Below are 16046 nucleotides of genomic sequence, written 5' to 3' on the forward strand. Positions count from 1 at the left end.
ATGAAAGAAAAGTTCTCTTTTTTAACTAGAGTGTTAGAGATAACAGTTACATCTGCACAACAAAAGATTTAGATTTTGAATTTTATTAACTAATTTTAATTGATATAAACAAGGTTCATTCTAGAAAATATTCAAAAAAATAGAGCTATGCATTAAAAGGTTTAGCTCTATTTTTTTTGAATATTTTATATTATTGTGTATAATTTACCTATATATGTAAAGGAGTGATATCAAATTGATGCGTTTTAAAGAATCTTACACAGCAGATGATCCAGACATGTCAGGATTAGTTAAAATATTAAATGATCTAATTAAAAATTTTGAATTTTCAATTGCTTATATTGAAATAATTGCTCAAATACCATCCAATAAAATAAAAAATTTTCTAGGTGGTAAAGATGGTATAAGTTATGAGGAAAGTATTCGAGCATTTTTAGTATCAGAGTCATTGAAAAATACATGTAATAAATTCTCCAGTGGATTTTTGGATGAATTTTATTAATTTAATTAGAACATATATATTAAATAATTTAGCAACATAAGTAAAAGCCATATAGTGTTCAATCTCTCAGAGTCTAATTCATAATGCACAGCAGCTAAAAGATGCAATAAGAAAAGAATTTAAGGCAATTGTTGTATCATTACCTTACAGAGCAGATGATGCACTAAGAAAAAATGCTGATTTAACAGGAAGATTAAGTTTAATTAATATAAAGCCTTGGAAGAATGAAGAACTAGAGAAAATTGCAATAAAAGGGTTTGAAAAGCTTAATATTAAAATAAAAGATGATATAGCAAAAAGTATAGCTATTGAAAGTCTAACATCACCTCAGTTAATGCAATATATATGCTTAAGTATTTGTACTTTATTATATACAGATAATTCAAAAATAAACGAAGTACCTAAAGAAATTTTAGAGCAAGCGTATAAATTTACTACAGCTAATTTTGAATATTCAGATGTTCTAAAGGTATTACAAGTCAAAGATGCAATGTATATTTTGCGTCAGACAAGGAGATATATTTCATTATAAATATACTAATATATTTTTCTTTGTATATGATAAAGAAAATATCATAAGAAATAGTACAGCTTTTAAAAATAGATATAATACTAGTTTTGACAAAAAGAATATAGAGACGATAATTAGGCACATTCAAAAAAATAACAAGTCCATTTGCCAGCCTATTTTGCATCATGCTGCGTCGGCAAATTGACCTAATAGACCCGCTATGAGGGCAATTCGTCTCCTTGCCTGATGAAAAATATCCATGGCAACTTTGGACTTGTTATTTATTTTCATGTGCCTTATTCAGCCTATAACGTTATAAAAGGTCACATAATTTGTAACATTTTATGTTACAAATTATGTGACTTTCTTAGTTACGTGTTTTGTTACTAGTGTAATAATAATAGCATCTGTATCTTATCACTAAATTGGAGTTTATTTACTAGCCTTATTTCTCAAAATGGCATTTTAGGCACAAAACTAATAACTGAGTTTTCATTGACTATTTATTGGTTAATTCTTTATATAATCAGATGCTTTTTTATGTTCAGATATATTTATATGCTTTGAGTTATATATTTCGACAGCTCTTTCAATACCATTAGAAGACATATCGGGGATATATTTCTCAATATATGACCAATTTCCTGTTTTCTGTATGATTTCTATAGCTTCTGTATCTGCTTGATTTTTTGAAATATCAGGTGTAACCTCCATGTTTTTTTGGTTATTTTGACCGTTCATAGTCAAATATACAGAACTATCATCGCTATTCCATTCAACTTTGAAATGCATATATTCTAGCAATTCGCTCATCGGCATATATAATTGGGCTTCAGAACTCCCATCTTTTACAATTGTAACTAAAGGATTTTTTAACTTTATCTCATTTCCATTAAAATATACTTTATCATTATTAATATTTGCTGATTTTATTCCTTCTGTTTCTTCTGCTACAGGAACAGTCGCAACCTTTTTCTCACTAATAGTTGCTAGTTTTCTTTCTCCTGCTGCAAAAACAATGGAAAATCCTATTATACCAATCACTAAGCCTACAACTATACTTTTAAAATCAAATTTTTTCATCTTTTTTCTCCTTTTACTCTTGTGATTTAATTCTTACATTTTTTATCCGATAGCTAGCATCCGTAACACTCCCTCTTCTTCAAGTGGGCGATAACGGCTGCACGCTCCTGGATAAGTTCAACTAAATTCAGCTGGAGTATACAAAACTCCACCTAAAAAGTTTCACTTTATATGTTGCTAAAGGTATACTTATACCAACATGGTTTTAAAATTGAGCCTTATATTAATTTTTTAATACCCTTATATCTTTTAATAATTGCTTATATTCATACTCTAATTTTTCTTTTTTAGATACATCATTTTCTATTGACAAAAGAGAAATTACTTCAGAAAGTTTATTTTGCAATAGCAACAATTTATCTTTATTTATTTTTTCAGCTTTGTTTATTTTAGGTTTATTCTTTTCGTTAATATATTCTTTATAACTTCCGTGAAACTCATTTATACTATTATCTTTTATTTCAATTATATAGTCACATATATTTCCTATAAATTTTCTATCATGACATACTATAATTACTGTTTTTTCTGTGCTTATCAATGCTTTTTCCAAGGCTTCCATAGCTTTAATATCTAAATAATTCGTTGGTTCATCTAATATTAGAATATTGTTATCACTTAGTAGTATTTTGCAGAGAGCTACCTTGACCTTTTCGCCACCACTTAATGAACTTACAAGTTTGTAAACCTCATCCCCTTTAAATCCAAAGTTATCTAAGTTAATTCTTACAAAGCCCTGATCATATGAACAGTTTTCTCTCACATTCTCTAAAATACTTTTTTCTTTTTGTAATATACTTTGGCTTTGATCGAAATATCCTATGGTTACTCTACTCGCAATTTTTATATTGTCATTTTCTTTTTTTAGTATTTCATTTAATAAAGTAGTTTTCCCACATCCATTATCACCTATTATTCCTACTTTACGCCCTCTTTTAACTTTAAAAGTAGCATTTTTTATTAATAACTTATTCTCTACAGATAAATTCAGATTATTAACCTCTATAATGTTTTTAGATATTATCTCCATACCAGCTTGTATATTTATTTTAGTTTCACTTATAGTTTTTGGTTTTTCTTTAACTTCTAAATGATCAATTCTACTTTTTAATGCCTTTATATTTTTATCAATTTTTCTTTTTTGTTTTTGTCCTCCCATTTTATGAAGCCTTGCCTCTGAATTGCCCATTCTCTTTGGAGTCTTTTTTATACTGTTTCTTAATTCTTCTTTTCCTATAATTGCATTCTTAAGTCTTATTTTTGCATTTAAATATTCATTATGTTCAATTTCTTCTCTTTTTCTTTCTTCTCTTTTTAATTCTAAATACTTAGAATAATTCCCTTTGTATACTGATATTTTCCCATCTTCTATTTGAACAATAGTATTGCATAGTGAATCTAAAATTTCTCTATCATGAGATACTAGTAATAATGCTCCTTTATAATTTTTTAACATATCTTCAAGTACTTTAATACTTTTACTATCTAAATTTGAAGTAGGTTCATCTGCTATTATAAGTTTTTTATTTTCACTTAAAGCCTTTGATATTTTTAATTTAATTTTTTCTCCTCCCGATAAAAAATCTTCATATTTATCTGGTGCATCAAATAATTTTTTAACCTTGCTTTCTTCACATTCACCAAAATATTCTTCCATTTGGCTTATATATGAATAACTCTCAGTCAAAAAGATTTGTCCTTCATCTGGTTCAATATTTTTCATTAATATATTTAACATAGTTGTTTTGCCAGCTCCATTTTCCCCAACTATTCCAATCCTATCTTCTTCTAAAATTTCAAACCCTTTAATATCTAAAATTAATCTATCTCCATAATACTTCTTTATCTTATCTAATTTTGCTAATTGCATAAAAAAATCCCTCCTAGTTTAATAGGAGAGAGTATATATCTATTTTAGTTAATGAAAATTTAATTTAGATGTTTATAACTAAACATCCAAACCCTTACTCATATATGTTTGCCAAATAAATTTATAATCTACAATTATAAATTTTTATATCTCTTTAAAGAACTTTAGCCCACTATATTATCTTTGAGTAATTTGTATTATTTAAATGTAAAACTTTTTTTATAAATTAGGCTATTAAGCCCTAAAATTCATAGCTTACTTTTAGATTAATACATGGTAACATCATTACTTATTAGATTATAATCTACTCTCCTTAAATTTAAGCATAACAATAATACCTTTAAAGTTAGGTTTTTAAATTCACTAGAATAAAATTAGCTCATAAAAATACTATGATCTTTATAAAACACCACTTATACACATGAATTCAATTTTGTTGTTATACATTAAGTCTTTATTGTAGATTACATTCTCATAGTTGAAATTACCTTACCCTTTCTTTAATATAGTTTTATTATATCACTATTGCTATAACTATCCAATATTAAAACTACACTTTGCTATCATTCACAGCTTACAAGAATTGTGTAATATGTAATGATAGAACATGCCCTGTCCATTTCTAAAATAATGTAATACTATAACAATTTTTTAGTTGTTTATTATTCTTATTTTGTTTCTTGTGTGTATGTATTTTCACATCTAATTAAATTAGAATAGTTAATTGCCCACTCACATAGATCAGTTAGAACTGGTAAAAGACTTCTTCCATAATCAGTAAGGGAATATTCCACTTTAGGTGGAACTTGATTATAAATAACCCTATTAATTAACTTGCTTTCTTCTAATGCTCTAAGCTGTTGAGTTAACATTTTTTGTGTAATATTAGGTAAACTTCTTTTTAATTCATTAAAACGCATAGTTTTTTTACCTAAATGCCAAATAATAATAGATTTCCATTTACCGCCTATAATATCTAATGTTAATTCCATAGAACAATTATATTCAATGCCTTTAAATTTTATCATTTTTACTCCTTCATATATCTTCAATCAATTCTATATGGTATACAAATGGGAACCGCGTTCCCCAAAAGTGCGTACTTGATAATATCAACATAATCATATAAATTGTATTATATCATAGGAACTTGAATGTGAAGCAAATATTGTTAACAAACTAGGAGTGAAATTTAATGAATTTAATTAATGTAAATCAATCAAAATGTATTAAATGTGGAATTTGTTCAAAAGTATGTCCAAGTGGAGTTTTATCTATAGACAAAACTGGACCTAATGTAACTAATGCAAATAACTGTATTGCTTGTGGACAATGTGTAGCTGCATGTCCAAGTGGAGCACTAGATAATATAAAATCACCTATAGCTGATCAAACTGATATAGAAAACTTTCCAGTTATAAATTCAAAAACTGCAGAGCATTTTCTTAGATCTCGTCGTTCAATACGTTGTTATAAAGATGCACCTGTACCTAGAGAAAAATTATTAGAATTAATTAATATTGCACATTATGCACCTACTGCCAGTAATAGCCAAGGCATTTCTTATATAATAGTGGAAAACAAAAAGATATTGGAAAAGGCTATAAAAATTATTTATGATTGGATGGAAAAGCAACTTAAAAATCCATCTCATTGGAGTTTTCCAAGGCATGTTCAAACTTATAAGACTACCGGAATGGATACTGTGTTACGTAATGCTCCACATCTTATCTTAGCAACAGCTCCAAAAGACTTTAAAAATGGAAGAGAAAATACTATTTCTCAGCTTACTTATGCTGAACTATATGCAACTACCATTGGACTTGGTTCTTGCTGGGCTGGATTATTTGAAATGTGTGCATTTTCCAACTATTTACCACTGCTTTCTCTATTTAATATACCTGAAGACAGAGTTATAACAGGTGCTGTTATGGTTGGATATCCCAAATATAAATATAAGAAACTCGTAGACAGAAATCCATTAGATGTTACATTTATTAACTAACAACTTTAAAATAAATTTAATAATTTAAAATAAAATCGGCAGCTTTAGACGCACCGCCGCAGCATTTTATTTTATCTGAATATATCTTGAGATTTTGTTTAAATGCATTGTCTTTAATAATTTTTCTACATGTTTTTAAAAGAAATTCCTTACTAAAATTATTTATGCCTGGATTTAGTGCACAGCCTATTTCAGAAGCTTTTTCGGCATTAAAATAACGTTCGAAATGTTTTCCAGGAAAAATAATTGAAGGTACCTCATTTTCAATGCATTGTACAGTGGTATTTTGACCGCCGTGATGAATAGCTATATCTGTCATTTTTATAACCTTATCTGATGGAACCATATTCATAAAGTGTACATTACTAGTATTAGAGCTCACACTGCTTTTAAAGTGAGGGTTTCCTCCTGCTGTGACTATAACATCAAATTCCGAACCTGAAAATGTGTCTAAAATCACCTTTTGATATACATCCGGCTTTATTTCACCAGCGCTTAAATATACGTATATTAGTGGGCGCTTCTTTTCAAAGTTAAAATCTGATTTTATAAAATTCTTAGGTGTCACTGAGCCTAAAAATATATATTTTGAGCTGTCTTTTAAATTCTCCAGTTCAGGTATGCTTGGAACGAAAACTTTGCTGCAGTTATAGTCTTGATTAAGTTCGCATATGTTTTCTATAGTTTTTAAATTTAAAGTCTTTAAGAGTTCATTATAATCTTCTGCATATCCGTATTCAGTTTTATTAGAAAATCCAAAGTAACAGAAGTCTTTCTTGCTTGGAGTACCCCCTGTACAAAAATAGGGTATGTCCATTTTCTTTGCAACTATAGGCATAACTGTTTCAAATTCCCCGAATATCAGATCTGGCTTAAAACTTTGTACTAAGACCATTTCTTCTTTAAAGGTATTTTGTACATATTCTTTGGAAATAAGACCTTTAAGCCTTATTACATCACATACACTGCTGATAGAAAAATTATGAGATGAATTGCCTTTAATATCGTTATTGCTGTTTTGCTTAAACAACTTTTGCAAATCGAACTTAGGTTTATATCCTTGTACAACTTCATATCCACAAGATGCGGCATAATCTGCTTCTCTTCCTGCAGCTCTAAATATTATGCTGCAGTCTTTCTGTCTTTTTTTTATTTCATCTGCTATTGCAATTAATCTGGTTATACTTCCTAAAGCTTCAATAGCGGCTATTCCAGGAGCAAATAATATTTTTTTCAAATTAACCATCTCCTTAAATTAAATTTTTCTTATCCCATTTATGAAAAAATCTATAAATGGGATAATCTTATATTTTAGTTCGTTATCAGAAAGTTTTTCTCTTAAAAAGTTCATGAAAAAAATGAAATTGAAAAAGGCACTATGGATAAATTCTGCTGCCGATTTCGCATCAATATCTTTAAAATAACTTTTCTTTATACCTGAAGACAAACCTCCTAAATGTAAGATGTATTAGTATATAATAAACTACTATAAAATATAGTAGTTGGGGCAAAAAAATGTCTCTCAATATAAGTATTTATTAGAGACATTAGGCACATTCAAAAAAATAACAATTCAATATGCCTTAAATTATTAATTATAATGATCAAAAACTTTTTCAGACCATTTTTGTAAAACACTATAAAATTCGTTATATAGTTCTAATAGAATAAATCCAGAACCAGTTATTTCATTGTGCTGTTTTTCATGATTATATCTTGACGCTACAAACGCTCTACGTTCTTCTATCTTGTTTTTGAAGTTTTTAAGATATTCTTTTCTTTTTTCTTCTGGTAAATGCTCTATATTATTAAAAAATGCATTAAATTCAAAATAAACTTTTCCAATATGCTTTGAACTTTCTTCCATTAGTTCATTGAAATATGTATTTCCCTTTTCATTCATTGAATATAATGTTTTTTCAGGCATTTCACCTTCTTTAACAGTTCTTGAATTTAAATATCCATTATCGCATAATTTAATTATATTTTTATAAATTGACGGATCACTGATCTTTAACCAATTACTAAGATTCCAGCTATCAAATTCTTTAACCATTTCATAGGCACTTTTTTCTTTGTTTTGCAAATAGCCAAGTATTATTAAATTTATTGAAGACAATTTAATCACCACCATTTATTATACTACTATAAAGTATAGTAGTATATGATATATTTGTCAATATAGAATTTGGTAAAATTATTCAATCCAAAATAATAATTACTCATATAAAGGATATGAAAACAAGTAAAATTAATATATAATTACCTATATGACTTTAATATAGGTAAAAAAACAAAAATATTACCTATATTAAAGTGATATAGGTAATATTTAAGAGGATATTGCCTATAATATTAGAATATATGATATAAGATGAAAGGGAAAATAAATATGTTAAAAAAATTACCACTAGATGTAGATTTTAATACTATAGATATATTAAAGCAATTAGCAAAGACAAATAGAGCACTTGCAGAATTAAAAGGTTATGCAGATACAATACCTAATAAACACATATTAATAAATGCTATTAATATAAATGAAGCGAAAGATAGTTCTGAAATAGAGCAAATAATAACTACTCATGATGATTTGTATAAAGCACTTACATATGAAAAGATGGCTACTTTATCAGCAAAAGAAGTTGTAAATTACAGAACAGCCTTATGGCATGGATATGAATTAATTAAAAAAAATGAATTTTTAACTACTAATATGTTAGTTGAAATTCAAAGTATAGTTGAGGAAAGCAAAGCAGGAATACGGAAGTTACCAGGAACTGCTCTTAGAAATGCCTTAACTGGAGAAGTAGTATATACACCACCACAATCTGAAGAAGAAGTTAGAAATTATTTATCAAATTTAGAAATCTATATAAATGAAGACCAAGATGAAGTAGATCCATTGATAAAATTAGCTATTATACATTATCAATTTGAAGCAATTCATCCTTTTTATGATGGTAATGGAAGAACAGGCAGAATACTTAATGTATTATATTTAGTTCTTAAAGGATTACTTGATAGTCCAATATTATATTTAAGTAAATATATTCTTGAAAATAAAGCTTCATATTATGAACTATTAAAGGATATGCAAGATGATTCTAATAATTGTGAAGGGTTTGTAATATTTATATTACAAGGTATTGAAGAAACTTCTTTGGAAACTTTTAAATTAGTTAAAAGAATAGTAGAAGAAATGAATAGTTATAGTGAAGAATTAAAAGAAAAGTTACCACAAATATATTCAAAAGAATTATTAGAGTTATTATTTTTTGAATTTTATACTAAAATCTCCTATATTGAAGATGGACTTAGAGTAAGTAGAAAAACAGCAGTAAGTTACTTAAAACAATTAGAAGAAAATAATTTTTTATCTTCTCAGAAAATTGGAAGAGAAAGAGTTTATTGTAATGATAGGTTGTTTAATTTAGTAAAAGAAAGTAATAGGCACAAATAAATTTAGAAAAGTAAGAGTTAAGTAATTGCACAATTTATAATTATACATTATGCAAATGGTGGGATATAATTATACTTATACATTATTGATAAGCTATCAAAAATTTTAAGCTCAGAAATTATTACGGTGCTTTACTCAAAGAGTAGAAATTTTTAATTAAGGGATATGAAAGAAATAACAAGTTCAAGATGTAATGTATATTTTACATCAGGCAAGGAAGCATCTTTTACTTGTTATTTATTTTCATGTGCCTTAAACTATTATAGCATTCAGGTAAATACACCAACATTGACATTTCTTTACCAAGTACATCGCTATAAAAATTTACTTTTTCTACTTTTAATTTATTCATTTTTATACCACCTTATTTGAAATTTTGATTTGATTTTTAAATATATAGACAGCAATTACTGAAGCTGGATATAATTTTATCCCTAATTTCAACACTATACCAAAACAAATTGAAAAAGTCACATTATTTGTAACATAATTTGTTACAAATAATGTGACTTTTAAATAGAATCTATAATATCACATCTAGTAAGTATCAATTTTTTAATTCCTTCTCTATACCAATTAGGGCAATCAAACCAATCTATATTGTCTAATTTTAATCTTAAAACTTTAGTCCAACGTTTATATCTTGTTTTATTTTGAGCTATAACATATTTTGCTAAATCTTTGTTTTCTAATACAAAACTTGGGTGTGGTTCTGAATATTCTACTAAATCCTTTCTAAAATATTGAATGTGCCTTATAGTTATTGTTTTTATTTTTTATAAATTTCTGTCATTATATTTATAACTTCATTTATATTTGTTTTATTATCTTTTACAAACTCAATAATTTCCTCTACAGATGGCTGCTTATATACATGTGCTATTCTATTTCTATATCTTCTATATTGATTTAAAAAAAGATATAATCTTTCACTAATAATATTATTTTCATATAGTTTCTTTAGTGATTTTTCCATATCATCACTTATTCTATACAGCTTTAATTCCTTTAAACATAACGATGTAAAACTTTCTATCAAAATAAAATATTCTAAAAAACTTTGTTTCACTGATGATTTAATAAGTTCTTTTATATCTTCATCATCTATAACCTCTAATTTAATTAATGCTTTATCTAAAAGAGATAGTGTTTCTTTAATATTTTTTATAATATCATATAGTCTTTCTCTATTCATCATATATCACATCCCTTTCTCTAAAGAATCTAAATTCCTCATTGTTTATATATATAATATCTGTTTTATTATAATCCTTTGTGTACAGGTCTAACTCATCATTATATATTAACATTCCAGTATCATATACGGATACTTTAAATCTTAAATCCAAGTCCTCATTATTTAAATCGATAATATCTATTTCTCTATTTAACATATTTCTCAATGTTTCTTCTAAATCCATAATCTTATTAAGATTGTTTTTTTCTTTACTTAAAATAGCAATATCCACATCAGAATATTCCTGAAAATTATCCGTAACAATACTACCAAATAAAATAATAGCATTTATGTTTTGTTTTTTAAATAATTCTATACTTTGTACAGATTTTAGAATATTTATAATTTCATCTTTACCATATAAATTACTATTTTTAGTTAAATTCATATCTACACCTCATATAATTGACTTCTATAGTGTTATTATATACCACTAATGCTGATTTATAAACAAAATTACTGTGGCACATATACTCCTTCTTATTCCCACATGCTTTACTAACTGTATTACTAGTTCTTCATTTTTAGTATTGTACTAATTGATCTGGTTTACATTCGATCTTTTTATTTGTATAAGGCACATTCAAAAAAATAACAAGTCCATTTGCCTAAAAATATATTTTGACTTGTTGTAAAATGAAATTGAACCAATAAAAAGTCCACTATCTGGATTTTTGTCCAGATAGTGGACTCATTACTTGTTATAATTCATGTGGTTTATTCCACTTCCGTCAGTCGTATAACCTTTATGTAAAAAGTATAATTTTAATGTAAATTTGTCAAATAATTTAAAATATAATTTGTATAATGGTGATTGTTACCATGAGTATAATCCTTTTATGCTAATAGTTTACCTTCTAAATAAGAATATTTTAAGTACTGTGGACTACTATAATATACAGACGAATTAAAATCTGAGATTTCATCACTAATAAAGGATTTAAACACCTCATACATTACATCTATTATATCACTATCATTATGCATAACATCAATAATTAACCCTTGATATTCTTTTCCTATAGCTTGAACGCTAGGTACAGTATATTTACACATTCCAACGGAATCAAAATCACCATCTTCAATATTAAAATACTCTATAATTTCATCACTTACTTGTTCAAATGATAAACAATGATTAACATCTGCAAGCTCTAATTGTCTTTTCAATTCTTTTTTGCCTAATATATCAACAATTGCAGATCTTCTATTTTTAGTTTTTCTACCTATAAATTCTATTAATGAGCATATATAAAACAAATCATTTTTGTTAGTATCATTCATTTATAATTTCACTCCTCTCAAACTTAAGGCAATCTAACGCTTTTAATGTATGAAAACTTATTTGATGAGTTGGATGTTTAAATTTAGCTAACTCCCAAAAGACATTTCTAGAAATATCACCTTTTAAAAAATCATTTACATAATTCCATACAGTATCATCTGCCATAGGCCCATCTACTATATCATAGTCATGTATAAATCCATTTCTACACTTAGCTATAAAGTCTAACCATTCATCTGTCATTTCTTCAAACTTTAATATATTAAGATCTTTATTTTCTGTGTAAGTATAATAATTAATCGTAGGATACTCCCTGTTTCTTCTTGCCCATTTCTTAGCTTGTTCAAAATTATTTGTACAATAAAATCCCCATGAGAAATCTTTTGTATACTTACTTTTTCTTACCTCAGGAAATTCAACAGCCTCTCCAGATGCATGATATAACATAAAATACTCACCTCCATCAAGCTTCTCTGTATTATTATATCATTGTGTTAGTTACTACACAAAATATTATTAAACTCCCGACCATTACCCCAGAGGTCCTAATTTTGGAAGTTTTACTTACAAAACTTTTAAAAGGCATTATAATGTTTCATAAGCAAAATTTAAAGAAACTAATTTTAAACAATAAAATGATTAAAAAAGCTGGAATTTTAACTGATATATAAGCTATAAACACTATTAGATGCAATGGTTTTAGCATTATTTATTGTTACTAATACTGTTACAATGTTAGTAACAATATTAGTAACTTATTTTGTAATAAAATACGTTACATATCCTATTTGTTTTAGTTATCAGTGCATTTAATAATACATTTAGAATTTTTCTTTATTTCATTATAGTAAATCATTATATAAAAACATCATAGTAATAATAAAAAAAGTCTAACTCTATACTATAAATTCATATAGGGTTAGACAATATTTGTTTATTCTTAATTATTGATAGTTATTTAAGTAAACTTATTCTGCTGGTTTAGTAACATTAACTACATCATGTGGATGTTGAGGTGGTGCATAGATAGCGTATACTTTAAGTGGTTTATCACCTGTATTGATAACATTGTGCCACATACCAGCAGGTATCATGATTGCAAAGTCATTATGGGCGTTTACTTGAAAATCTAAATTTTCTTTACTTCTTCCCATTTTAACAACTGCTTGTCCATGTTCAATACGTATGAACTGATCAGTATCTGGATGAATCTCTAAACCAATATCATCACCAACATTGATACTCATCAAAGTAACTTGAAAATGATCTCCTGTCCATAAACCAGTACGGAAATTATTGTTTTGCTTGGTTGCTTTATCAATATTAATTACTAAAGGCTTAGGACCATAGTCTTTCAATACCATTTTGTTATTGTCCATTTCTAACTGTGAGGAATCAAATCTTGAACTAAACTTTGTGTCATCAAAAAGTTTAGTATAGGGAACACATCTGAAATAAGGAGACGGATAGTCCCAATTATTATTATATATGTGGTATGAGTCACAACTTGATGTATCAGGAGAATCATCTGATGAATACATTCTATAATTATACATATTATTTCTTCCTTCTTATAGCATTTCAAAATTATAATATGCTTTAGATTTTGCAAATGTGCTGTATTAGTTGTAGATAATTCGTATTATCTCAATATGGTTTTGTGTAGCCTACTTCATTATCTATCCAAATCATAAATAAATTAACATCTTCTGACATACTATTTTCCTCCAATGTTTAAAATTTACGCTTTGTTTTAAAACCGTGTTGATATTGTGATATAAAGCTCATGGACAGTCAAATACACATAGGAAACTCGACTCATATGCATTCGCTGAGTAAGTTCAAAAACAAAATATAAAATTTTGATTTTCACTTAAGAGTTCTACAAAGCAAATTTCAATGCCAGTTCGCTATTATATAACAATATCAACACTCTTTTAAAACATAGCCAAAACTTAAATTTGAGCTCCCGTTAATACAAAATAAATTATTATTATGTTTTATAAGAATATTGTTGCTTATTCTTTCCACACTACTTCAAATTCTTCACAAACAATAATCATATTTTCATCAAAATCGAGGTCATATACTTTTAGTTCTTTTGAAAAAAAATCTTTATGTACCTTTCTCCAATATGCTAAGGAGAAATCCCCTTCACCCTCCTTAAAAGCATGACTTTCTGATACTTCTAAAAATGGGCAAGTATAAACTTTAGTTGTTTCAGTTATACAAACAGCATTATTATCAGAATCTAATATAATGTTTAAACCACCTATTGGTGGCAATGGACTGTTTTCAATTTCATATAATTGATAAGCTGATGCAGTTGCAGTTTTAATCCCGTTTACTACAAGTTTTGCAAGTTCATTTGCGATTGAAGAAGCATCCCCACCAAAACACCAAGCATCATAGGTCTTATTTTTCACATCGTTATTTTTTGTATATAAATTCCACATTTCTTTTTCAGTCATATATTTTTATCCTCCTATTATATAAACAATCCTTGCTTCATAATATCTTACTATTTTAAATTGATTATAACATATTTTGTAAATGCCACATATTCAATTTTTAAGTGAGTTTGCTTGTAAATGTTTATTTAAATATCCATTTATAATTTTTTTGTTTCTTATTATGAGATGAAAAACAATCTCAATGCTTTTCTTACTGAAAATTTCTATATTTTCTTTAGTTTATATATATATGTTGCAAATTTAAATGTGTAATAAAAGTGCAACAGCTACTTAATTTGTTGAAGATTTTTTATTTCAACATATATATATATGTTCTGAAAAAGTTTGTTCATTTAAATTGAATTTGTACTTTTAGCAATTGCAACAAGTAACTTTGCAATAATGAATTTTATTAATTAGAACTTATATATAACATTAAGAGCATAAGAAATTATAGGGAATTTAGTAATAAAATGTTGTATAATGTAATTATAACGATAATAATAAGTATTACATCATGATACTATAGATAAAACCATGTTAAATTAACGCTATGTTTTAGAAGAGTGTTGATATTACAATATCAACACGGTCTTAAAACAGATCCTAAATTAAAAAATATGGAGGAGAGAAATTGATTAAAAAGAAATTAGCTTTATGTATAATTCTAGCGTTACTTTTGTCAGGCTGTGGAGTGGCAAATAAAAATGAAGACAATACAAAGGTAGATCCTTCAAGCAATGAAAAAATAACTAGTGATTCTACTAACGAAAATCCCATAGAAGAGCCAAAGTCTGATAAATCAGATTCTATTTCTAAAGCAGGGTCTACACCTAAACCTGACTCTACGACTAAAGAAAAATCTACTTCAACCCCAAAGTCATCTACTCCAAAAGTATCATCTGACATTTCATCACTTAGTACTAAACCCATAGAGTGGTCATGGTTATATTCATCAAGAGATAGCGCTGAACTTTTATCGAAATATAAAGCCTATGGTTTTGGAGATACTTCAAAAAAAATTATTTATCTTACTTTTGATGAAGGCTATGAAAATGGCTATACTGCTAGTATTCTTGATACTTTAAAGGCAAATAATGTACATGCTACCTTCTTTGTAACCAAGCCTTATGTAACTGGAAGTTTTAATGGTGTTTCAGATACTGAGTTACTAAAAAGGATGAGCAATGAGGGCCATATAATAGGTAATCATTCTGTACATCATAAATCTATGCCTACATTTACAGATGAAGCTGCTTTTAATGCCGAAATTACTCAAGTAGAAGATGCAGTGAATAATGTTTCTGGTTGTAAAATGTCAAAATATTTTAGACCACCAGAAGGAACTTTTAGTGAATTGTCACTTTACTATACTCAAAAACTTGGTTATAAATCTATATTTTTTACTCTTGCTTATAAAGATTATGATGTAGACAATCAGCCTGATCCTGGATCTTCTAAAACACAGCTTTTAAAAAATACTCGTGATGGTATGATTTGCTTACTTCATGCTGTGTCTAAAACTAATGCAACTATCTTAGACAGCTTGATTAAAGATTGGAAGAATCAAGGTTATGAATTTAAAACATTAGATGAACTTCCGAGTTAGATAACTAAATTTACAATTTTACTTATAT

General features: G+C 27.1%; 16 protein-coding genes and 1 pseudogene. 5 read left to right on the forward strand and 12 right to left on the reverse strand.

Annotated features, from left to right (window positions below; genetic code table 11):
• The first annotated feature begins 235 nt into the window (after window positions 1-235).
• Window positions 236-502 carry a hypothetical protein gene (locus BM027_RS14455; protein WP_139209557.1) on the forward strand — a complete coding sequence of 89 codons (267 nt, stop codon included), beginning with the start codon at window positions 236-238 and terminating at the stop codon, window positions 500-502.
• 485 nt (window positions 503-987) lie between these two features.
• A complete protein-coding gene (locus tag BM027_RS18940) occupies window positions 988-1218 on the forward strand; it encodes a PD-(D/E)XK nuclease domain-containing protein (protein WP_175560000.1) in 231 nt (76 codons plus the stop codon).
• Between the two features lie 305 nt (window positions 1219-1523).
• Here the strand turns inward: BM027_RS18940 and BM027_RS14465 are convergent, their stop codons facing one another.
• From BM027_RS14465 to BM027_RS14475, 3 genes are all read right to left on the reverse strand, one after another.
• The gene (locus BM027_RS14465; RefSeq protein WP_090093339.1) at window positions 1524-2096 is read right to left on the reverse strand and encodes a hypothetical protein; all 573 of its coding nucleotides are present in this window, start codon (window positions 2094-2096) and stop codon (window positions 1524-1526) included.
• Between the two features lie 223 nt (window positions 2097-2319).
• Window positions 2320-3966: an ABC-F type ribosomal protection protein CplR gene (cplR, locus tag BM027_RS14470; RefSeq protein WP_090093341.1), complete on the reverse strand. Its 1647-nt coding sequence runs from the start codon at window positions 3964-3966 to the stop codon at window positions 2320-2322.
• Between the two features lie 668 nt (window positions 3967-4634).
• Entirely contained in the window at window positions 4635-4994 is a 360-nt protein-coding gene (locus BM027_RS14475) for a winged helix-turn-helix transcriptional regulator (protein WP_090093344.1), read from the reverse strand.
• Between the two features lie 167 nt (window positions 4995-5161).
• Here BM027_RS14475 and BM027_RS14480 point away from each other — a divergent pair, with 167 nt between their 5' ends.
• The gene (locus BM027_RS14480) at window positions 5162-5971 is read left to right on the forward strand and encodes a nitroreductase family protein (protein ID WP_090093346.1); all 810 of its coding nucleotides are present in this window, start codon (window positions 5162-5164) and stop codon (window positions 5969-5971) included.
• A gap of 16 nt (window positions 5972-5987) precedes the next feature.
• On the opposite strand, the gene BM027_RS14485 is transcribed toward BM027_RS14480, so the two are convergent.
• Together BM027_RS14485 and BM027_RS14495 are read right to left on the reverse strand one after the other, a co-directional pair.
• On the reverse strand, window positions 5988-7208 hold the full coding sequence (locus BM027_RS14485; RefSeq protein ID WP_090093349.1) for a glycosyltransferase: 1221 nt from the start codon (window positions 7206-7208) through the stop codon (window positions 5988-5990).
• Between the two features lie 354 nt (window positions 7209-7562).
• Complete coding sequence (locus tag BM027_RS14495) at window positions 7563-8090, reverse strand: PadR family transcriptional regulator (RefSeq protein ID WP_175560001.1); 528 nt, start codon at window positions 8088-8090, stop codon at window positions 7563-7565.
• A gap of 273 nt (window positions 8091-8363) precedes the next feature.
• On the opposite strand from BM027_RS14495, the gene BM027_RS14500 reads away from it, so the two are divergent.
• The gene (locus BM027_RS14500; RefSeq protein WP_242943344.1) at window positions 8364-9434 is read left to right on the forward strand and encodes a Fic family protein; all 1071 of its coding nucleotides are present in this window, start codon (window positions 8364-8366) and stop codon (window positions 9432-9434) included.
• A 256-nt stretch (window positions 9435-9690) separates the two neighbouring features.
• Here BM027_RS14500 and BM027_RS18040 read toward each other — a convergent pair.
• From BM027_RS18040 to BM027_RS14535, 7 genes and pseudogenes are all read right to left on the reverse strand, one after another.
• Window positions 9691-9786 (reverse strand): annotated as a pseudogene (locus BM027_RS18040) (alpha/beta hydrolase); the annotation flags it as partial.
• Between the two features lie 417 nt (window positions 9787-10203).
• Complete coding sequence (locus tag BM027_RS14510; protein WP_090093359.1) at window positions 10204-10632, reverse strand: HepT-like ribonuclease domain-containing protein; 429 nt, start codon at window positions 10630-10632, stop codon at window positions 10204-10206.
• Complete coding sequence (mntA, locus tag BM027_RS14515) at window positions 10622-11059, reverse strand: type VII toxin-antitoxin system MntA family adenylyltransferase antitoxin (RefSeq protein WP_090093362.1); 438 nt, start codon at window positions 11057-11059, stop codon at window positions 10622-10624. The genes BM027_RS14510 and mntA overlap by 11 nt, the downstream gene beginning before the upstream one ends.
• A 449-nt stretch (window positions 11060-11508) precedes the next feature.
• Entirely contained in the window at window positions 11509-11955 is a 447-nt protein-coding gene (locus BM027_RS14520) for a hypothetical protein (RefSeq protein WP_090093365.1), read from the reverse strand.
• On the reverse strand, window positions 11948-12403 hold the full coding sequence (locus BM027_RS14525; RefSeq protein WP_090093367.1) for a DUF3990 domain-containing protein: 456 nt from the start codon (window positions 12401-12403) through the stop codon (window positions 11948-11950). The genes BM027_RS14520 and BM027_RS14525 overlap by 8 nt, the downstream gene beginning before the upstream one ends.
• Window positions 12404-12924: 521 nt before the next feature.
• Window positions 12925-13512 (reverse strand): cupin domain-containing protein, encoded by a 588-nt coding sequence (locus BM027_RS14530; RefSeq protein ID WP_090093369.1) that lies wholly within the window; start codon window positions 13510-13512, stop codon window positions 12925-12927.
• A gap of 462 nt (window positions 13513-13974) precedes the next feature.
• The gene (locus BM027_RS14535; RefSeq protein ID WP_090093383.1) at window positions 13975-14427 is read right to left on the reverse strand and encodes an ASCH domain-containing protein; all 453 of its coding nucleotides are present in this window, start codon (window positions 14425-14427) and stop codon (window positions 13975-13977) included.
• A gap of 616 nt (window positions 14428-15043) precedes the next feature.
• Between BM027_RS14535 and BM027_RS14540 the strand changes: the two genes are divergently transcribed.
• Window positions 15044-16018: a polysaccharide deacetylase family protein gene (locus BM027_RS14540; protein ID WP_090093385.1), complete on the forward strand. Its 975-nt coding sequence runs from the start codon at window positions 15044-15046 to the stop codon at window positions 16016-16018.
• The last annotated feature ends 28 nt before the right edge of the window (window positions 16019-16046 follow it).

The organism is Clostridium uliginosum, from assembly GCF_900112485.1.
GTDB classification, from domain to species: Bacteria; Bacillota; Clostridia; order Clostridiales; family Clostridiaceae; genus Clostridium; species Clostridium uliginosum.